General features: G+C 58.3%; 22 protein-coding genes. 11 read left to right on the plus strand and 11 right to left on the minus strand.

The features are described 5' to 3' along the window. Window positions 1-45: 45 nt before the first annotated feature. The 6 genes from C1T17_RS01280 to C1T17_RS01305 all read right to left on the minus strand — a co-directional run bounded on the left by C1T17_RS01280 (window position 46) and on the right by C1T17_RS01305 (window position 5858). Window positions 46-978, minus strand: coding sequence for a ParB/RepB/Spo0J family partition protein (locus C1T17_RS01280; RefSeq protein WP_104951848.1), 933 nt, complete (start codon window positions 976-978; stop codon window positions 46-48). Then, complete coding sequence (locus C1T17_RS01285) at window positions 975-1760, minus strand: ParA family protein (RefSeq protein WP_104951849.1); 786 nt, start codon at window positions 1758-1760, stop codon at window positions 975-977. Before C1T17_RS01285 ends, C1T17_RS01280 begins: the two co-directional genes overlap by 4 nt. Then, entirely contained in the window at window positions 1757-2392 is a 636-nt protein-coding gene (rsmG, locus tag C1T17_RS01290; RefSeq protein WP_104951850.1) for a 16S rRNA (guanine(527)-N(7))-methyltransferase RsmG, read from the minus strand. Before rsmG ends, C1T17_RS01285 begins: the two co-directional genes overlap by 4 nt. Further along, window positions 2389-4239, minus strand: a complete 1851-nt coding sequence (gene mnmG, locus C1T17_RS01295; protein ID WP_411269204.1) for a tRNA uridine-5-carboxymethylaminomethyl(34) synthesis enzyme MnmG — start codon at window positions 4237-4239, stop codon at window positions 2389-2391. Before mnmG ends, rsmG begins: the two co-directional genes overlap by 4 nt. A 66-nt stretch (window positions 4240-4305) precedes the next feature. After that, complete coding sequence (gene mnmE, locus C1T17_RS01300) at window positions 4306-5598, minus strand: tRNA uridine-5-carboxymethylaminomethyl(34) synthesis GTPase MnmE (protein WP_104951851.1); 1293 nt, start codon at window positions 5596-5598, stop codon at window positions 4306-4308. A 5-nt stretch (window positions 5599-5603) separates the two neighbouring features. Further along, on the minus strand, window positions 5604-5858 hold the full coding sequence (locus C1T17_RS01305; RefSeq protein WP_104951852.1) for a DUF6489 family protein: 255 nt from the start codon (window positions 5856-5858) through the stop codon (window positions 5604-5606). A gap of 157 nt (window positions 5859-6015) precedes the next feature. Here C1T17_RS01305 and C1T17_RS01310 point away from each other — a divergent pair, with 157 nt between their 5' ends. Both C1T17_RS01310 and C1T17_RS01315 read left to right on the plus strand, forming a co-directional pair. Next, on the plus strand, window positions 6016-6714 hold the full coding sequence (locus C1T17_RS01310) for a dienelactone hydrolase family protein (protein WP_104951853.1): 699 nt from the start codon (window positions 6016-6018) through the stop codon (window positions 6712-6714). Continuing rightward, window positions 6711-7694, plus strand: a complete 984-nt coding sequence (locus C1T17_RS01315) for a quinone oxidoreductase family protein (RefSeq protein ID WP_189338448.1) — start codon at window positions 6711-6713, stop codon at window positions 7692-7694. The genes C1T17_RS01310 and C1T17_RS01315 overlap by 4 nt, the downstream gene beginning before the upstream one ends. 6 nt (window positions 7695-7700) lie before the next feature. Here the strand turns inward: C1T17_RS01315 and C1T17_RS01320 are convergent, their stop codons facing one another. The 5 genes from C1T17_RS01320 to hemE all read right to left on the minus strand — a co-directional run bounded on the left by C1T17_RS01320 (window position 7701) and on the right by hemE (window position 11665). After that, complete coding sequence (locus tag C1T17_RS01320; protein ID WP_411269227.1) at window positions 7701-8408, minus strand: YjbE family putative metal transport protein; 708 nt, start codon at window positions 8406-8408, stop codon at window positions 7701-7703. 11 nt (window positions 8409-8419) lie between these two features. Next, the gene (locus C1T17_RS01325) at window positions 8420-8710 is read right to left on the minus strand and encodes an antibiotic biosynthesis monooxygenase family protein (RefSeq protein ID WP_104951855.1); all 291 of its coding nucleotides are present in this window, start codon (window positions 8708-8710) and stop codon (window positions 8420-8422) included. A gap of 9 nt (window positions 8711-8719) precedes the next feature. Beyond that, entirely contained in the window at window positions 8720-9976 is a 1257-nt protein-coding gene (gene rho / locus C1T17_RS01330) for a transcription termination factor Rho (RefSeq protein ID WP_104951856.1), read from the minus strand. Window positions 9977-10140: 164 nt separating this feature from the next. Beyond that, the gene (locus C1T17_RS01335) at window positions 10141-10581 is read right to left on the minus strand and encodes a CopD family protein (protein ID WP_104951857.1); all 441 of its coding nucleotides are present in this window, start codon (window positions 10579-10581) and stop codon (window positions 10141-10143) included. Window positions 10582-10606: 25 nt separating this feature from the next. Then, window positions 10607-11665, minus strand: a complete 1059-nt coding sequence (gene hemE, locus C1T17_RS01340) for a uroporphyrinogen decarboxylase (protein ID WP_104951858.1) — start codon at window positions 11663-11665, stop codon at window positions 10607-10609. A 284-nt stretch (window positions 11666-11949) separates the two neighbouring features. Here hemE and C1T17_RS01345 point away from each other — a divergent pair, with 284 nt between their 5' ends. The 9 genes from C1T17_RS01345 to C1T17_RS01385 all read left to right on the plus strand — a co-directional run bounded on the left by C1T17_RS01345 (window position 11950) and on the right by C1T17_RS01385 (window position 17628). Beyond that, complete coding sequence (locus C1T17_RS01345) at window positions 11950-12783, plus strand: pyruvate, water dikinase regulatory protein (RefSeq protein ID WP_104954933.1); 834 nt, start codon at window positions 11950-11952, stop codon at window positions 12781-12783. Continuing rightward, window positions 12780-13382, plus strand: coding sequence for a Maf family protein (locus C1T17_RS01350; RefSeq protein WP_104951859.1), 603 nt, complete (start codon window positions 12780-12782; stop codon window positions 13380-13382). The genes C1T17_RS01345 and C1T17_RS01350 overlap by 4 nt, the downstream gene beginning before the upstream one ends. Continuing rightward, window positions 13379-14197 carry a shikimate dehydrogenase gene (gene aroE, locus C1T17_RS01355; RefSeq protein WP_104951860.1) on the plus strand — a complete coding sequence of 273 codons (819 nt, stop codon included), beginning with the start codon at window positions 13379-13381 and terminating at the stop codon, window positions 14195-14197. The genes C1T17_RS01350 and aroE overlap by 4 nt, the downstream gene beginning before the upstream one ends. A gap of 10 nt (window positions 14198-14207) precedes the next feature. Next, window positions 14208-14804, plus strand: a complete 597-nt coding sequence (gene coaE / locus C1T17_RS01360) for a dephospho-CoA kinase (RefSeq protein WP_223262737.1) — start codon at window positions 14208-14210, stop codon at window positions 14802-14804. A gap of 25 nt (window positions 14805-14829) precedes the next feature. Further along, entirely contained in the window at window positions 14830-15528 is a 699-nt protein-coding gene (gene dnaQ, locus C1T17_RS01365; protein ID WP_104951862.1) for a DNA polymerase III subunit epsilon, read from the plus strand. 97 nt (window positions 15529-15625) lie between these two features. Next, window positions 15626-16219: a ribosome hibernation-promoting factor, HPF/YfiA family gene (hpf, locus tag C1T17_RS01370; protein ID WP_104951863.1), complete on the plus strand. Its 594-nt coding sequence runs from the start codon at window positions 15626-15628 to the stop codon at window positions 16217-16219. A gap of 146 nt (window positions 16220-16365) precedes the next feature. Then, on the plus strand, window positions 16366-16833 hold the full coding sequence (locus tag C1T17_RS01375; protein ID WP_104951864.1) for a PTS sugar transporter subunit IIA: 468 nt from the start codon (window positions 16366-16368) through the stop codon (window positions 16831-16833). Further along, window positions 16742-17296 carry a PaaI family thioesterase gene (locus C1T17_RS01380; protein ID WP_104951865.1) on the plus strand — a complete coding sequence of 185 codons (555 nt, stop codon included), beginning with the start codon at window positions 16742-16744 and terminating at the stop codon, window positions 17294-17296. Before C1T17_RS01375 ends, C1T17_RS01380 begins: the two co-directional genes overlap by 92 nt. A 20-nt stretch (window positions 17297-17316) precedes the next feature. Next, window positions 17317-17628, plus strand: coding sequence for a DUF1491 family protein (locus tag C1T17_RS01385; protein WP_104951866.1), 312 nt, complete (start codon window positions 17317-17319; stop codon window positions 17626-17628). Window positions 17629-17748: the final 120 nt, after the last annotated feature.

Consider the following 17748-nt stretch of genomic DNA (forward strand, 5'->3'; position numbering starts at 1 on the left):
CACGAGTGGCCCGCTGGCAAACCTAATGCCTGCCCCATGGCGGCTTCAAATGCGCTCGCCGGAGAGTCGCTGGCACAACATGTCTAGCTGATCGAGCGTCGAATATTTGAGGCTCAGGAGGCCACTACCCTGCTCGTTATGTGCAATATCGACTTTCAGCCCGACGATATCAGCCAGATGCTCTTCGAGCGCAGCGATATCGGCGTCTTTTCCCAACCCGCTCTGCCGGCGAGTGGATGGTCGGGCTTCGACGTTGCCCGTCTTTGCCTTGCGTACCAGAGCCTCCGTGTCCCGAACGGAAAGCCCCTTCTGTTCTACCGTAAGCGCCAGCGCCTCACAGTTATCAGCCCCAATAAGAGCGCGAGCATGGCCCATGGATAGGCGCTGCTCCATGACCGCTTTTTGTACCGTAGATGGCAGCTCCAGCAGGCGCATCAGATTGGCGACGTGGCTGCGCGACTTGCCGACGATTTTGCCCAGTGCGTCTTGGCTATGACCAAATTGATTGATGAGCTTTCGGTAGGCGTCAGCCTCTTCGATCGGGTTGAGATCCTCTCGTTGAATGTTTTCGACCAACGCAATTTCGAGTGTTTCTGCTTCATCAAAGTCCCGCACGATGGCTGGGATACGGTGAAGCTGTGCACGTTGCGCGGCGCGCCAACGGCGCTCTCCCGCAACGATCTGATAAGTAGAACCCTGCGGGCGTACTATGATCGGTTGCACGACACCGCGCTTGGAAATGCTATCGGCCAGCTCCTGTAACGCTGCGTCATCGAAATATCGGCGCGGCTGTTCAGGGTGCGGATGGATCAGGGCGATCTCGATGCTCTGCACGGACGATCCGGTACGCGCGGGCGCACTCACTGACTCTTCCTGTGACGTTTCTCCCAGAAGAGCGGATAGTCCCCTCCCCAAGCCGTGTGGCCGCTTATTCGCTTTGGTCGTGGTCATATTCTTGTCCGAACGGTCAGAACTCATGCAGCAATCTCTTCTCGTTGCGGCAAGCGGCCAATCAGTTCTCGGGCCAACTGCATATAGGCTTCCGACCCGGCGCAACGATAGTCATAGATCAAGGCTGGCATCCCATGACTTGGCGCTTCCGACAAGCGCACGTTGCGAGGAATGACGGTATTGAACACTACGTCTCCCAAACATGCCCTCACATCGTCCGCCACTTGATCAGTGAGGCGATTGCGTCGATCGTACATGGTGAGAGCTACACCCATAATAGAAAGTCCGGGATTAAATCGGCCGCGAATACGATCCACTGTTTGTAAAAGCTGGGATAACCCTTCCAGCGCAAAAAATTCGCATTGCATAGGCACGAGCAAGGCTTCGGCAGCCACCATGGCGTTTATCGTCAACAATCCCAGTGAAGGCGGGCAGTCGATAAGGCAGATTTCCCATCTACCTTCCGGAGCAGCATTCAATGCCTGCGATAACCGGTGAGTACGTTGCTCGTAATCGATCAATTCGATCTCCGCGCCGGACAAATCCTGCGTCGCTGGCATGACGTCCAGCTTCGGAACGCGGGTCGCCACAACCGCTTCTTCGGCCAAGCAATCGCCAATCAACACGTCATAACTGGATCGATGACGTTCATTTTGCGTGATGCCCAGGCCCGTCGAGGCATTTCCTTGGGGATCCAGATCAATCAACAATGTCCGGTGGCCCGTCGCAGCCAAAGCGGTAGCGACATTGATGGCCGTAGTGGTCTTGCCCACACCGCCTTTTTGATTGGCTATGGCGATTTTTATCATCGCTTAGACCTTCGCTTTACACCTTGTGCAACGATGATGGCGCTCTCACTGTCAGTGACACTTTGTTCCACGTGAAACGAGCCCTTCCATTCGCGCGATGCCGCGTCGAGATCACTTTGCCAGCTTTTGCCTTTCGGTAACAGCCAAAAGGTTTCGGAACCTGCAACATGCGATGTCGTTTCAAATATTTTGCTTAACGGCGCATAAGCCCGCGCGCTGATTATCGATGCGGATTCCGAGAACGAAAGGACTTCAACGCGGCTACCCATTATGCTGACATTGTCCAATTGCAGGTGACAGCTAACCTTGTGTAGGAAATCCACTCTCTTCCGGCGCGATTCCACCAACGCCACATTCCAATCGGATAGCAACGCAACGACCAGTCCCGGCAGCCCCGCCCCCGACCCTATATCTATCCAGAGCTTAGCGGACTCCATCTCAGGCACCCAATCCAATAGCTGTGCCGAGTCCACGATATGACGCGCCCAAACTGAATCACGCGTCGAAGCCGAAATCAAATTCTGCCGATCGGCTTCTTCAAGAAGAAGCTCTACGTATGTTTCCAATCTGGCATATGTTTCACGTGAAACACCTTTTTGTATGAGCCAGTCTCGGGCTTCATCCTCCGTCACGCTGCACGTCTGCGTAGGTGAACCATGATTGCCGCGAGAGCTGCCGGGGTGATACCACGAACCCTTCCGGCTGCTGCAAGTGTCTCAGGCCGGGCGATAGCCAATCTCTCGCGCATCTCGTTCGATAACCCGTGAACCACTGAAAAATCGAAGGTAACCGGAATCTCGATCATTTCGTTAGCGCGCAGACTCTTGATCTCCGCTGACTGCCGTTCCAGGTAGGGCGCATAACAAGCGTCCTCAGTCACTTCATCACGCACATCCTTCGGGACATCATCCCAGCCCGGAATGAACTCCGCAAACAGCCTTGAGAATTCCGGATAACGCGCCCATTCACTCAATGTCCGGCGGGAACCGTCCTGTCGAACAGCTACTCCTAACGATTCGACAGCAGACGCACTGACCTTCTGCTGCATCTTGTCCAACAGCTCTTTTCGGCTACGTTCACGTTTCACAAACCAGGATTGCCGCTCACGCCCGACAAGGCCAATAGCGCATCCCGTTTCCGTAAGACGTGTCGTTGCATTATCCGCACGTAAATGGAGCCGATACTCCGCTCTGGCGGTCAACATGCGATACGGCTCCGTCACGCCTTGCAGCACCAGATCGTCGACCATAACTCCAATGTAGCTGCTGGCACGATCCAGCACTAATGGCGCGCTGTTCAGGGCAAAAGCTGCTGCATTGGCACCAGCCACCAATCCTTGTGCCGCAGCTTCTTCATAGCCGGTAGTACCATTGATCTGCCCGGCACAATATAGTCCCACTACCTCACGCGCAGCTAGTGTGCTGGTCAGCGCCCGCGGGTCGATATAATCATACTCGACGGCATAGCCAGGAACTACAATATCAGCATGTTCTAGTCCGCGCATGGTCCGCACCAAGGCAAGCTGTACGTCCGTCGGCAGTGACGTACTTATTCCATTGGGATATACAAGAGCATCATCCAGACCCTCGGGCTCCAGAAAAACCTGATGTCCTTCCCGATCGCCAAACCGCACGACCTTATCTTCAATGGAGGGGCAGTATCGAGGCCCGCGACCCTCGATCGCTCCGCCGAACAGCGGCGATCGTTCCATGGCACCCCGAATTATATCATGAGTATCCACGTTCGTTCGCGTGATAGCACAGGATATCTGGGGTAGCGCCCTCCCCGACGACAGGGGAGAGAACGTCCACGAGGAAGGATCAGAGGCTTGTTCTTCTAACACGGCCCAGTTTATCGTTCGTCCATCCAACCGGGGTGGAGTGCCGGTTTTCAGCCGCGCAATTGGGAGTTCTAGCGCCCGAAGTTGCTTGCCCAGGGCATTGGCCGCACGCTCGCCAATACGGCCACCGATCAATCGCTCCTCACCACGAAACATCTTGGCACCTAGGAACGTACCCGTGGCGAGAACCACAGCGGGTGCCAGCACTGTCGCTCCGTTTTCCAGAGATAGCCCAGTGACTGCACCTGCTCGCATAAGGAGGCGTGCGGCTTCACCTTCGACGATCGTAATGCCATCCTGCGCATTCAATGCCGCTTGCATCGCTGCTTTGTAGCGCTTCCTGTCGGCCTGTACGCGCGGTCCCTGAACAGCAGTGCCCTTGCTGGCGTTCAACATTCGATAATGGATGGCAGCTTCATCTGCGCAGCGCGCAATCAAGCCGTCGAGAGCATCCACTTCCCTGACGAGATGCCCCTTACCGAGTCCTCCGATGGCCGGGTTGCACGACATTGCCCCTACCGTATGCCGATCAAACGTGACGAGGGCCACGCGGGCACCTTTACGTGCTGCGGCGGATGCCGCCTCGCAACCCGCGTGACCGCCACCCACGACGATTACATCAAAACCGCTGTCCACCATCCGTGCTCTTTAGCGGTTGAAGGGTTGGGCGTCAAAGTGCCAGATGTTTCACGTGGAACAGCGACGCTATTTTCCGATACAAAAAGTGCCGAACAATGCGTCCAGCATTTGCTCCGTTCCCGCTCTACCTGTCAAATTATCAACAACAAGCCGTCCACGTCGCAACTGTTCCGCCACTATGAGCATGTCTGAACTTTTCTCGGCTTCAAACAAGACGGCCGCCAATTGCCAGACGGCGTTCCGCTGCCTACTATGAAGCGCATACTCACCTTCACGCGGTAACAATGAGCGAGCACGTTGAACAACAGCGCTGATTAATTCGCTCATGCCTTGCCCGGTAATGGCCGAAATAATAAAATCGGCGTTTGGGTGATGTGTGTAATCTTCAATGTCAGCTTTTCCTGAAACCTTCATGGAGTCATGTCGCGGGCAGCCTTCACTGTCCCCCATCCACAAAACGATATCCGCAGAAGAAATAGCAGATGACGCGCGTTCTATTCCGATGGTTTCGATCACGTCGGCAGTATCTTCGCGCAGACCCGCAGTGTCAGTTAGTAAAAACGCGATACCAGAAAGAGCTACCGGCACATCGATCAAGTCGCGCGTCGTACCGGCAATATCGGAGACAATCGCCGCATCGCGTCCCGCAATGGCATTCAGTAATGTCGACTTGCCGGCATTCGGTGGACCCGCGATGACCACGCGCACGCCATCCCGCAATCGCTCCGCCGAAGGCTTTTTGCCTTCCCGCTGAACCTGCAAAGCAAGTTCCGCAATCTCCCGCATTATCTCGCTTTCAATACCTTCGCCGGGGACATCATCCTCGTCCGAGAAATCCAGTGCCGCCTCCGCCATGGCAGAAAGCTTCAGCAGCTTTTTCTCCCATTTCGCCAAGGTCTTGGAGAAATGCCCCTGCATCATTGCCATCGCAGCTTGCCGCTGAGTCTCTGTTTCTGCGAACAGCAAATCGGCAAGACCTTCAGCCTCGTTCAGATCGATCCGGCCATTTTCAAAAGCGCGCCGCGTAAACTCGCCCGGTTCGGCCATTCGACAGTTGGGGAGGCGCGCCAATACATTAAGTACGGCGGTCGTCACAGCCCGTCCCCCGTGGCAATGAAGCTCAGCCAAGTCTTCGCCAGTCGCCGTATTCGGCCCGGGAAACCAGAGCGCCAAAGCCGAGTCCAGTGCAGGACCGCCAAGACCATCTTTCACCGTAGCCAACGTCGCTCGTCGTGGAGCGGGCAACTTTCCAGTCAGATGGTGAAGCGCCGCACTTGCATCCGCGCCGCTAACTCGAATGATCCCGATCGCTGCCGGAGGTTGCCCGCTCGACAGTGCGAAAATCGTATCCTGCGTCACAAAGCTTATTGGTCTTTCTTGCCACCCATGCCGCTACCGGACAGGCCCAGATCCATCATCTGCTTGAACAATCGCATCCCGGCATCACCCATCGGGGAAAAACTGCGAAACAGATTTTCCATCTGATCGAGGCTGACGGTCCCGTCCATCGTCTCCAGCATCGTCTGCACATATTTATCATGGATGGGCGATACATCGGGCAGGCCAAGAAATGTCCGCGCTTCTTCAGGAGTGCACTCCACATTCACGTTTACTTGCATAGTCGATCCTTCGTACGCTGACCCTGCCCCGCCGCAACCGCAACACAATGGCGCAATCGGCGTTGGAATACCAGTTGCTGAAGTTTTCGGTAATGAGGTTATTGAACTGGCGCGCACCTGTGCCACTATCACGTCCGCTCGAAAATTGGAGACCATCATGATGCAATTCGTTCCCGTGACGACATTCGAAGCAGATGCGCAGTTCGACGCCTATGTTGCACGTCCAGAAGGCACACCAAAAGCAGCCATCGTGGTCATCCAGGAAATATTCGGCGTAAACGAAGGCATCCGCACTAAATGCGACAATTGGGCCAAGGCAGGGTACTTGGCTTACGCACCCGACCTGTTCTGGAGAATCCAGCCGCACATCGAACTGGACGCCGACAAGGAGGATGAACTCCAGCAGGCGTTCGGCTTCATGAAGCAATTCGACCAGGACAAAGGCGTTCGTGACATCGAGGCTACCATCAGGGCAGCCCGCGCAGATCTTGGCGGGAACGGGAAAGTAGGCTGCGTCGGCTACTGCCTGGGCGGTCGCCTAGCGTTCATGTCAGCATGCCGAACCGATGGTGATGCATTCGTTGTGTATTATGGTGTCGGCATCGACGAGCTTCTGGGCGAACAACATGCCATCGGGAAGCCTGTACTGCTTCATGTTCCCACAGCCGATCACTTTGTCGGACCCGAAACGCAGGCTGCGATGCATAAGGGGCTGACGGATAACCGTCACGTGACGCTTCACGATTATGAGGGGCAGGACCATGGGTTCGCCGCCGAGCTGGGTCAGCGCCGGGATGAAGCCGCAGCGCAGCTTGCCGATAGCCGCACCGCAGCGTTTTTCAAGGCGCATCTATGAGCATCGATGCCTCGAAAATCGTTGTCCGGAAAACGGGCGGCCCCGAAGTTCTGGAACGCGAGAGTTTCGATCCGGGCATACCGGGGCCGGGCGAGGCGCTGATCGCCCAGGAGGCGATCGGACTCAACTTCATCGATACTTATTTCCGCACCGGACTTTATCCCCTGCCCCTCCCCACCGGTTTGGGATCTGAAGCGGCAGGCATCATCTTGGCTGTCGGCGAGGGTGTTAGCAACGTCCGCAAAGGCGATCGAGTGGCCTACGTTGCTCAATCGCCAGGTTCCTATGCGACGCATCGCATACAGCCTGCCAACAGGCTGCTCAAGCTGCCCGACGCCATCTCCTGCGAGACAGCGGCGGGAATGACCCTGAAAGGCCTTACCGCCGCTTTCCTCGTGGAGGAATGCGCGAAGGTCACCGCAGGTCAGACCGTTTTGGTCCATTCGGCCGCTGGCGGCGTCGGATCGATCCTCGTGCCGTGGTTGAAAAGCATCGGAGCCAAGGTGATTGCGCATTCCGGCTCACAAGAGAAAGCCGATCGAGCAACTGCCGCAGGCGCAACGCACAGCCTGCATGACGATTTCGATGCACTTGCCGCCACCGTACGTGACCTGACAGATGGAAAAGGCGTGGACACCGTGTTCGACGGCGTTGGCGCGGCAAGCTGGCAGGCCTCCCTCGACTCACTCAGGCCAAGAGGTCTGATGATAAGCTTCGGCAATGCGTCAGGACCGGTCCCGCCGTTCAGCGTGCAGGAACTGGCAAAGCGCGGTTCGCTGTTCCTCACTCGCCCGACCATGTTCGACTACATCCGTTCCGATGAGGAGTATCAGCAACTAGGTGCGCGCCTTTTCGAGCAGATCGCCCGAGACGTCGTCAAACCCGACATCAATCAACGCTTCCCGCTCGACGAAGCTGCCGACGCGCACCGAGCGCTGGAATCGCGGCAAACCGTGGGATCGACGATACTGATCCCCTGATTGTCTTCAGGAGAACAGCGTCAATATGCCGACCTGATGATCCACAAACCCTTCGTAGATCATCTTAACGGCAACATAGATGATGACTGCTAAGCCCACATAGGCGATCCAGCGGAAGCGCTCGATGTACTTCGCGATGATGTTCGCTGCGACGCCCATCAGTGCGACCGACAGGATCAAGCCGATGATAAGGATGCCCGGATGATCGCGCGCCGCGCCCGCCACGGCCAGCACGTTATCAAGGCTCATGCTGACGTCAGCAACGGCAACGGCCCATGCGGCGGCGGCGAAGCTCTTGGCGGGACGCACGCCGGAAATGTCGTCATCGCTGGGATCGTTTGGAGTGTCCCCACCCCGCTTCGGGTGAAGCTCGCGGTACATTTTCCAGGATACCCAAAGCAGCAACAGGCCGCCAGCAAGGATCAACCCGACGATCTGCATCAACTGGCTGACGACCAGCGCGAAGCCGATCCGCAGCACCAGAGCGGCAATGATGCCGATCATGATGACTTTTTTGCGTTGCGCCGTGGGCAGTCCAGCCGCCAGCGCGCCCACCACGATCGCATTGTCGCCCGCCAGCAGAATGTCGATCATCAACACCTGACCAAATGCAGCCAAAGCACTCGGCGAACCGATATTGGAAAAGTCGTTGACGATGTGGTCCCATATTTCAGCCGGCGAACCCATCGAAGGGGCGGCAGCGCTGGCCATCATCAACAAGTCGATCACAATGTCTCTCCGAAATAGATCACGTCGGGCATAGGCTCGTAAAAACCGTGCAGCAAACGCCGCCACTCTTCATAGCGTTCCGATTGGCGAAAGCCATCCCGATGATCGGCAATAGAGGCCCATTGCACCAGCAATAGATAAAGGCCGTGTCGTTCAAGGGCAGGACGTACTTCCATGCCAAGAAATCCCGGCGACGCGGCAATCAATGGCCGCGCCTCCCACATCGCCGCTTCGAAGGCGTCTTCCTGACCGGTGCGGACATGCAGTAACGCGTGTTCCAGCACCATATCAGCGACTTACTGGTTCATGGAATCGAAGAAGTCTTCGTTGGTCTTGGAATCCTTCATCTTGTCGAGAAGGAATTCCATCGCGTCGATCGTACCCATCTGCATCAGGATACGGCGCAGCACCCACATCTTGCTGAGCTTGGCCTTGTCGACCAGCAACTCTTCCTTGCGGGTGCCGGACTTGCCGACATCCAGTGCCGGGAAGATGCGCTTGTCCGCAACCTTGCGATCCAGCACGATTTCGGAGTTGCCGGTGCCCTTAAATTCTTCGAAGATCACTTCATCCATGCGGCTGCCCGTGTCGATCAGCGCCGTCGCAATGATCGAGAGCGAACCACCTTCCTCGATATTACGCGCGGCACCAAAGAAGCGCTTCGGCCGCTGCAACGCATTAGCATCCACACCGCCGGTCAGCACCTTGCCCGAAGACGGCACAACAGTGTTATAGGCACGACCCAAGCGCGTAATCGAGTCCAGCAGGATCACGACATCCTTTTTGTGCTCGACCAGACGCTTTGCCTTTTCGATAACCATCTCAGCGACTTGCACATGGCGCTGTGCGGGCTCGTCGAATGTCGAGGAGACGACTTCGCCCTTCACGCTACGCTGCATGTCGGTGACTTCTTCGGGCCGCTCGTCGATCAGCAACACGATCAGGAAGACTTCGGGATGGTTGTCGGTGATCGCCTTCGCGATGTTCTGCAACAGCACGGTCTTACCAACGCGCGGCGGCGCAACGATCAAGGCGCGCTGGCCCTTGCCCTGCGGCGAGATGATGTCGATCACCCGCGCAGACTTGTCCTTGACCGTCGGATCGAGCGTATCGAGGTTCAGCTTCTCTTCGGGATAGAGCGGCGTCAGGTTATCGAAATTGACGCGATGGCGAACGGCTTCGGGATCATCGAAATTGACCGAGCTGATCTTCGTCAGCGCGAAATAACGCTCGCCATCCTTGGGCGCGCGGATTTCGCCTTCCACCGTGTCGCCGGTACGCAGACCGTGCTTGCGCACCTGATTGGGGGAAACATAAATATCGTCGGGACCGGCCAGATAGTTCGCCTGGGGGCTGCGCAGGAAGCCAAAGCCATCGGGCAGCACTTCTATCGTGCCCTCGCCCATGATCTGCGCGCCATTTTCAGCTTCCGCTTTCAGGATCGCGAACATCAGATCCTGCTTGCGCAGAGTCGACGCGCCTTCGACCCCCAGTTCCTCGGCCATGGAGACGAGTTCGGCGGGCGTATTCTTCTTGAGGTCTTTAAGATGCATCGGGTGAGTTCCGGCAGATATGCGATATGGAAAACGCCGGCTCGGATCAGACAGGAAAAGAAATTCTCAACGCCCGAGCGGCAAAGGAGACTGCCGAGCGTTAGGCCGCGACAGTAGTCAAGTCAAGGTGGCGCAGCACACTCCGCCGCATACCATAATATGGATTAGAACGGCTTCACGATAACTAGCACCACGATAACCGCAACTGCGATTCCGGGCACTTCGTTCAACAAGCGCAGCTTTTTGTCAGTCAGCGACCGCTCCCCACGGGCAAGTTTCTTCGCGTAACCCGTCAGCCAGCCATGATAGCCCGATAGCGCCAGCACGAGCAGCAGCTTCAGATGGAACCAGCCCATCGTCCACGCGCCGATATCATAGGCCAGCAGCAGCCCGAGCACCCAGACAAGTATCAGCGAGGGATTGAGGATGATCTTGATAAGCTTGCGCTCGCGATCGATCCATTTGCGATCCTCGTCCGACCCGGCAGGCGCTTCCTGATGATAGACGAAGAAGCGGGGCAGCATGAACAGGCCCGCCATCAAGAAAATGACGAAAATGAGGTGCGCAGCCTTCACCCAGAGATAGGCCGCTCCCAGAAATGTCATGCGCCTCTACTCACCTTCACCGGAATTACTGGCCACGCACCAATGTAAGCAGTGCCTCGACATGGTCAATCGGCGTGTCCTGCAATATGCCATGGCCCAGGTTGAAGATGTGCGGACGATCGGCAAAGGCTGCGCGGATATTCGCGACGGCATCGGCCACGCCCTGCCCCCCCGACACGAGCGCCAGTGGGTCGAGATTGCCCTGCACCGGCAAACCCTTGGGCAACACAGCATTGGCCCAATGCGGATCGACGGTTTCGTCCAGTCCCAAGGCGTCGACGCCCGTGCCAGTAGCGTAGTCGACAAGCTTGGCGCCTGCCCCCTTGGGAAAGCCAATGATCGGGGTTCCCGGTCGCCGCGCCTTCACCGCCGCGACGATCTTGGCATTGGGCGCAATTACCCACTTTTCGAACTGGAGCGGCGCGAGACTTCCTGCCCAGCTATCGAACAACTGCACAGCTTCGACACCCGCATCGATCTGCCCGCATAGATATTCAACCGTGGCGTCAACGATAGCATCGATGATCGCCCCGAACCGTGCCGGATCAGAATAGGCCAGCCGCCGCGCTGTGCCCTGATCCTTACTCCCCTGCCCCGCCACCATATAAGTCGCGATGGTCCATGGACTGCCCGCAAAGCCCAGCATGGTGACGTCTGGCTCGAGTTGGGCTCTCACCTGCCGCACCGTCTCGTATATCGCCTCAAAACGGCTGAAATCAGGTTTAAGCGTAGAGAGGTCCGTCGTGTCGAGTGTAGGCGCCAGTCTCGGTCCCTCGCCAGCCTCGAACCACAGATCCTGACCCATGGCATAGGGCACGATCAAAATGTCGGAAAACAGGATGGCGCCATCGAACGCGAAACGCCGCAAGGGCTGTACCGTCACTTCGGCAGCAGCCGCGCTGTCATACACAAGCGCCAGAAATCCGCCCTTCTCAGCACGAAGCGCGCGATATTCCGGGAGATAGCGCCCTGCCTGTCGCATCAGCCACATCGGTGGGGGATCAAGCATCTCGCCGCCGATCACGCGTAACAGCGGTTTAACCGGTCGCCCTTCTGCTGGCAGGCCCGTCTCGTTTCCAGTCATATACTCTATCTTAATATGTAATGAAGAATGATGAAGATGATGTGCAGTGGACAGCGGGGTTAATCCACGCTCAACGCAATTGCTAACAGTTTGACTCCCTCGACCGAGCCTTTTCGATCAGAGTCGCGATGTTTATCCCCGTTATCCACAGGATGTGGATGAAATTTCGGGCCTGTGGGAGGGCTGTGGACGAAAATCCTGGCAGTGCGGAGTGAATCCAGACCATAACTTACCCACTCTTTCCTCCCTTGCTTTATCCACAGTTCCTCAACACAGTCCGCGCCATGACACGCCTGCACCTGCATCTGTTATCGGACTCTACCGGAGAGACGCTGGAGAACATCGCCAAAGCCGGGATTGCGCAGTTTGAGAATGTGGAAGCGATCCGGCATTTCTGGCCCATGGTCCGATCGGAACTGCATCTCAACCGAATATTGGAAGAGATCGCCATCAACCCCGGCCTCGTGCTGTTTACCCTGTCCAGCAGTGACCTTCGCCGTAAGCTTGAGAACCGTTGCCGGGCCTTGGGCTTGCCGCATGTCGCCGCGCTCGATGCCGTAACGGATGCGATGTCGAACATTCTAGGCCAAGAAACGCGCAATCGTCCAGGCCGCAAGCATATCCTCGACGAAGCCTATTTTGCACGTATCGAGGCGATCCAGTTCACGATTGCCCACGACGACGGCGTGGCGCACGAGAATTGGGAGGAAGCAGACATCGTGCTGGCTGGCGTATCCCGCGCGTCCAAAACCCCGACCTCCATCTATCTTGCCAATCGCGGCTATAAGACTGCAAATATTCCTCTGGTAATTGAATCCCCGCCGCCGGACAGCCTGTATCGCCTGAAACACCCTCTCGTCGTGGGCCTCACGATCAGCCCCGAACGCCTAGTGCAGGTTCGCCGTAATCGCCTTCTTTCTCTCAATCAGGCGCCGGAGACCGCCTATGTCGATATCGAACGCGTGCAGGCCGAAGTCGCTTTCGCCCGCCGCATCTTCGCCGATAATGGCTGGCCCGTTATAGAGATGACGCGCCGCTCCATTGAGGAAGCCGCTGCAGCCATCATCAACCTGTTCAATGAACGCGTGCTGACGACGCCGGAATCGAGATCCGCATGACTGCCTCCCTCATCCTTGCGTCGCAAAGTGCCAGCCGCCGTGCTCTGCTGACGGCCGCCAAAGTCCCTTTCGACGCGGTGTCGCCCGGCGTCGACGAAGAAGCGGCAAAGGAGGCCCTGCGCGCTGACGGCCTCGACGCACGCGCTTTGGCGGACGCATTGGCGGAATTGAAGGCGCTTCGCTTCTCGCGCCGAGCGCCTGCCGATCTTGTGCTAGGTTGCGATCAGACCCTCAGCCTCGACACCGGCGAGATGATCGACAAGGCCGTGGACCGCGACGACGCCGTGCGCATCCTGACGATGCTGTCCGGCCGTAGCCATTATCTCCATAGCGCCGCCGTTCTCGTGCAAGGCGGCACGCCCGTCTGGCGGCACATAGAGCGCGTCAAGATGACAATGCGGACCCTATCGCCCGATTTCATCCAGTCCTATCTCGATCAGGATTGGGACGAATGCCAATGGTGTGTCGGTTGCTACCGGATCGAAGGCCCCGGCGCGCAGCTTTTCACCAAGATAGAAGGCAGCCAGTTCGCCATTCAGGGGCTTCCACTTCTGCCCTTGCTTGACTTCCTGCGCATCCGTGGCTTTCTGCCATCATGACTCAAGGCCTTCCCTATGCCGAAGTGATCGGCGACCCGATCGCGCACAGCAAGTCGCCGCTGATCCACAATTTCTGGCTGGAGAAGCTCCAGATTGAAGCGGAATATCGCAAGGCGCATGTGACGCCCGAAGGCCTCGCTGCGTATTTCCTGCAACGCCGCGCCGATCCCGATTGGCTGGGGTGCAACGTCACGATCCCGCACAAGATTGCGGTCATGGACTATACTGACGATCCCGGCGGCGTTCGCACGCGCATCGGTGCGATGAACACGATCGCCAGCGAAACCGGCGGGCCGTTGATCGGCACCAACACCGATGCAGGCGGTTTTCTACAGGCACTGATCCACCGCAAATGGCGCGGCGATCACGCCCTCATCATCGGTGCGGGCGGCGCGGCGCGTGCCATCCTGTTTGCGCTGACGACATTCGGGATCGCGAACATCACCGTGATGGCGCGCGACCCGGCCAAGGCGCAGGCTTTGCTCGATCATGCCGGAACGCCGGGAAATGTCATCGGCATGACGGACCCACTGCCGTCCGTCGACTTGCTGGTGAACGGCACATCGCTCGGTATGGTTGGACAGCCCGACCTCGCCATCGACCTGTCGCCACTGCCCACGTCGGCTTTGGTCTATGATATCGTCTATGCGCCTCTCGAAACCAGCCTGCTTGTGGCGGCAAAGGCGCGCGGCCTTGCCACCGTCGATGGCCTGGAGATGCTGATCGGGCAGGCCGCGCTGGCGTTCGACATCTTCTTCGATGCCGATGCGCCGCGCGAGCATGACGAGGAACTGCGCGCCTTGTTGACGGCCTGACGCAAACGTCGTGGCGAAAGTCTGGGGCCTCACCGGATCGATTGGCATGGGGAAATCGGCCGTTGCGAAGATGCTGCGGCGGGAAGGCGTGCCGGTATTCGACGCAGATGCCGAGGTGCACAAGCTCCAGGGACCTAACGGCGCGTTGATCCCCGCGATCGAGACGCGTTTCCCCGGCACCACCGGTCCGGAAGGCGTAAATCGCGCCAAGCTTGGTGCAGCCGTCTTCGGCCATCCACAGGAACTGAAGGCGCTCGAAGCCATCGTCCACCCCGCCGTCCAGAGATCCCGCGCCGACTTCCTGCGCCGCAATCGCGCACGCCGCCTCGTCGTGCTGGATATTCCGCTGCTGTTCGAAGGACGCGGGAAGTACCGGCTGGACGGGATCATCGTCGTCACTGCCCCTGGCTGGAAGCAGCGCGCGCGTGTCCTGCGCCGTCCCGGCATGACGCCCGCCCGGTTCAAGCATATCCGCCATCTCCAGACGCCCGATGCCGAAAAACGCCGCCGGGCGGACTACATCATCGACACCGGCACGACCTTCGAGCGCACCCGCGCGCAGGTTAGACGTCTGGTTACTTGCCTTCACGCCAAAGGGGGCCGATAGTATCGATCCAGAGTCGGAAGGCCCAATGCGCGAGATCATATTTGACACGGAAACCACGGGGTTCGACCCTGCGACCGGCGACCGGCTTGTCGAGATCGGCTGCATAGAACTGGTGAATCGCGTGCCTACGGGGCAGACGTTCCACGCCTATTTCAACCCGCAGCGCGCAATGCCTGCCGCCGCAGAAGCGGTGCATGGCCTTTCGGACATATTCCTCCGTGACAAGCCGCTGTTCCATCATGGCGTCGATGCATTGCTGGACTTTTTGGGCGATTGTCCGCTCGTCGCCCACAATGCGAAGTTCGATTTCGGCTTCCTCAATCATGAGTTGAAGCTGATCGGCCGCGATTTGATCTCGTTCGACCGGATGATCGATACGGTGGCGATCGCGCGCACCCTTCACCCCGGCGCCAAGCACAGTCTCGACGCGCTCTGCACGCGCTACGGCATCGACCGCAGCCATCGCGTAAAGCACGGCGCGCTTCTCGATGCCGAACTTTTGGCGCAACTTTACATTGAATTGACTGGCGGGCGGCAGATCGGGCTCGTCCTGGCCGCTGAGGACACCATCAAGGCCGGTTCGATGGAACGCGCCATCGTCTCGACCGTTCGCCCTGTCCGTCCTGCGCGGCCACATCAGGCCAGCGCTGCGGAACTGGAGCGGCATGCGGCGTTCATTGCGACGCTCGACAAGCCGCTCTGGCTAGACGGCGTGGCCGCCTGACGGTCGCTACGTCTACTCCCGGGCCCGTTTGCGGCTGGTCCGGTACGCCCACCGGTCCGTCTTTCAGGCGGAGCGGCTCGCATAAGGAGAAGGCAAGATGGATATTCGTGTTTCCGGTCATCAACTCGATACAGGCGACGCGCTCAAGCAGCACGTCTGGACGCGTCTCGAAGCAGTGGCCGAGAAATATTTCGCGCGGGCGATTTCTGCACAGGTAACTTTCAGCACAGCGCCCCATGGCGCGTTTCATTGCGATATCGTTTCCCATGTGATGACGGGTCTCATCCTCAAGGGCACCGGCGAGGCGCAGGATGCTCATGTCGCGTTCGATCAAGCGGCCGACCGCATCGAAAAGCAACTCCGCCGCTACATGCGCCGCCTGAAGGATCGCCATCTGCAAACCCAGGCGGCTGAGGAGCAGCGAACCAACGGTATCGACGCGTTGGCTTTCGATGGCGCCGGCTATACTGTGTTCGCCACGCCCGCAGAAGAAGACGAGCCGGAGGAAGCGCCGCTGATCGTTGCCGAAACCCGCGTCGACATTCCCGAAGCATCCGTTTCCGACGCTGTGATGATGCTCGATCTGCGCAACACCAATGCGCTGTTGTTCGTCAACGCAGGCACATCAGCGTACAACATGGTGTATCGTCGGCATGACGGTACGATCGGCTGGGTGGAACCTCGAACCTGATAGAGATCGGCGCTGGATAGCGCTCCCAAAGCCAATTTCATTGACGTTCCGGCCCCATAGCTCTATGGGGCCGGGCTTTGGTTCTGGCATTGCAGGATGGTCTGACATTCCAGTCCAGACACGCCGGATGACCGTTTAGGTACGACATGGCTCACTTTGACGACATATTGACGTCGGACGCACTGGCAATCGGCGTTTCGGTCAGCAGCAAAAAGCAACTGTTCCAGAAACTCGGCGAAATCGCAGCGGCCAACTATGGCATGGCTGCCGATGTCGTATTCGACCGGCTGACGGAGCGGGAGCGGCTGGGATCGACGGGCTTTGGCGGTGGCATCGGTATTCCCCATGCGAAAATCCCCGGTCTGGATCGGGTGCGTGGCATCGTGGTTCTTCTGGATACGCCATTGGGCTTCGACGCCGTGGACAATGCGCCAGTAGATGTGGTTTTCGCGCTCCTTTCACCGGTCGATAGCGGCGCGGAGCATCTCAAGACCCTCGCGCGCGTTTCCCGATATCTGCGCAATGAAACGCATATCTCGCGTATGCGCGGCGTCGGTTCACGTGAAGCCCTGTTCGCTCTGCTTTCGGGTAACGAGGCGCGTGACGCAGCCTGACGCGACTCCGCTGCCCAGTGGTGAAGCGGCGCACTTTCGGGCTTTGGAGCAACTCTACCGCTCAGCCCCTATCAACGGGCTGTTCCGGTCCGACCTTAGCATCCCCTCCGCCGGTCAATCGCATATCGACTTCGAAGTCGATGAAGGTGTCTATCATGCCGCCGGTGCCGTGCATGGCACGGTGTATTTCAAGATGCTGGACGACGCCGCCTTCTATGCCGCCAACAGCCTGGTTAGCGATCGCTTCCTTCTGACTACCAGCTTCAACCTGCTGTTCACGCGCCCGATTCATACAGGGAAATTGCGCGCAGAGGGCCGTTGGATCAGCGGCCGTCGCCGGGTGTATGTGGCCGAAGCCAGCCTGATCGACGCGGACGGCGAGGAAGTCGGACGCGGCACCGGCACCTTCATGCGTTCCCAATTCCCTTTGTCGTCGCTTCCCGGGTACCGCACCGCCACATGACGGCGCGACTCGCCGCACACATGTTGGTGAGTGCTCTGATCCGGCGCGTCCAAGACAGTGGCGGCTTTGCCAGCGTGCTCCACAAGGGCGATGCAATCAGCGGAACGATTCTGGTCCAGTGCCTCGACAAGGGCAAGGAAACCGGCCTTTTCGAGCGTATTTCAGACTATGCCGGAGGCTATCGGCTGGTTGCCTGCGGGCCGGATAAGGACGGCGGTCCGCACCTTGTCGCCGATTACATCGCTCGCCGCCGTCGCTCCGATCCCGACTTATGGTTAATAGAACTCGATATCGTGGATGCGGAACGGTTGGCCGTGGAAACGCTCTGCTGATCGTTGACTATGTGGAACGGCGCAGCCATAGGCCTGCCCACGCCAACGCGCAGGTTGCTGTGACTTCACTCAATGAGGGGGAAGACGGTAAACACGCAGACGGGGGGCGACCGGACGCAA

It is taken from the genome of Sphingobium sp. SCG-1 (assembly GCF_002953135.1).
Lineage (GTDB): Bacteria > Pseudomonadota > Alphaproteobacteria > Sphingomonadales > Sphingomonadaceae > Sphingobium.

Coding starts and splice junctions, on each gene's coding strand:
- C1T17_RS01325 (WP_104951855.1), bottom strand. CDS start 8,710: ATGGTGCTGGAACACGCGTTACTGCATGTCCGCACCGGTCAGGAAGAC.
- C1T17_RS01315 (WP_189338448.1), top strand. CDS start 6,711: ATGAGCATCGATGCCTCGAAAATCGTTGTCCGGAAAACGGGCGGCCCC.
- C1T17_RS01335 (WP_104951857.1), bottom strand. CDS start 10,581: ATGACATTTCTGGGAGCGGCCTATCTCTGGGTGAAGGCTGCGCACCTC.
- C1T17_RS01280 (WP_104951848.1), bottom strand. CDS start 978: ATGAGTTCTGACCGTTCGGACAAGAATATGACCACGACCAAAGCGAAT.
- hpf (WP_104951863.1), top strand. CDS start 15,626: ATGGATATTCGTGTTTCCGGTCATCAACTCGATACAGGCGACGCGCTC.
- C1T17_RS01320 (WP_411269227.1), bottom strand. CDS start 8,408: ATGATGGCCAGCGCTGCCGCCCCTTCGATGGGTTCGCCGGCTGAAATA.
- dnaQ (WP_104951862.1), top strand. CDS start 14,830: ATGCGCGAGATCATATTTGACACGGAAACCACGGGGTTCGACCCTGCG.
- C1T17_RS01345 (WP_104954933.1), top strand. CDS start 11,950: ATGACACGCCTGCACCTGCATCTGTTATCGGACTCTACCGGAGAGACG.
- C1T17_RS01375 (WP_104951864.1), top strand. CDS start 16,366: ATGGCTCACTTTGACGACATATTGACGTCGGACGCACTGGCAATCGGC.
- C1T17_RS01385 (WP_104951866.1), top strand. CDS start 17,317: ATGTTGGTGAGTGCTCTGATCCGGCGCGTCCAAGACAGTGGCGGCTTT.
- hemE (WP_104951858.1), bottom strand. CDS start 11,665: ATGACTGGAAACGAGACGGGCCTGCCAGCAGAAGGGCGACCGGTTAAA.
- aroE (WP_104951860.1), top strand. CDS start 13,379: ATGACTCAAGGCCTTCCCTATGCCGAAGTGATCGGCGACCCGATCGCG.
- rho (WP_104951856.1), bottom strand. CDS start 9,976: ATGCATCTTAAAGACCTCAAGAAGAATACGCCCGCCGAACTCGTCTCC.
- C1T17_RS01310 (WP_104951853.1), top strand. CDS start 6,016: ATGATGCAATTCGTTCCCGTGACGACATTCGAAGCAGATGCGCAGTTC.
- C1T17_RS01380 (WP_104951865.1), top strand. CDS start 16,742: ATGAAACGCATATCTCGCGTATGCGCGGCGTCGGTTCACGTGAAGCCC.
- C1T17_RS01285 (WP_104951849.1), bottom strand. CDS start 1,760: ATGATAAAAATCGCCATAGCCAATCAAAAAGGCGGTGTGGGCAAGACC.
- mnmG (WP_411269204.1), bottom strand. CDS start 4,239: ATGGTGGACAGCGGTTTTGATGTAATCGTCGTGGGTGGCGGTCACGCG.
- C1T17_RS01350 (WP_104951859.1), top strand. CDS start 12,780: ATGACTGCCTCCCTCATCCTTGCGTCGCAAAGTGCCAGCCGCCGTGCT.
- C1T17_RS01305 (WP_104951852.1), bottom strand. CDS start 5,858: ATGCAAGTAAACGTGAATGTGGAGTGCACTCCTGAAGAAGCGCGGACA.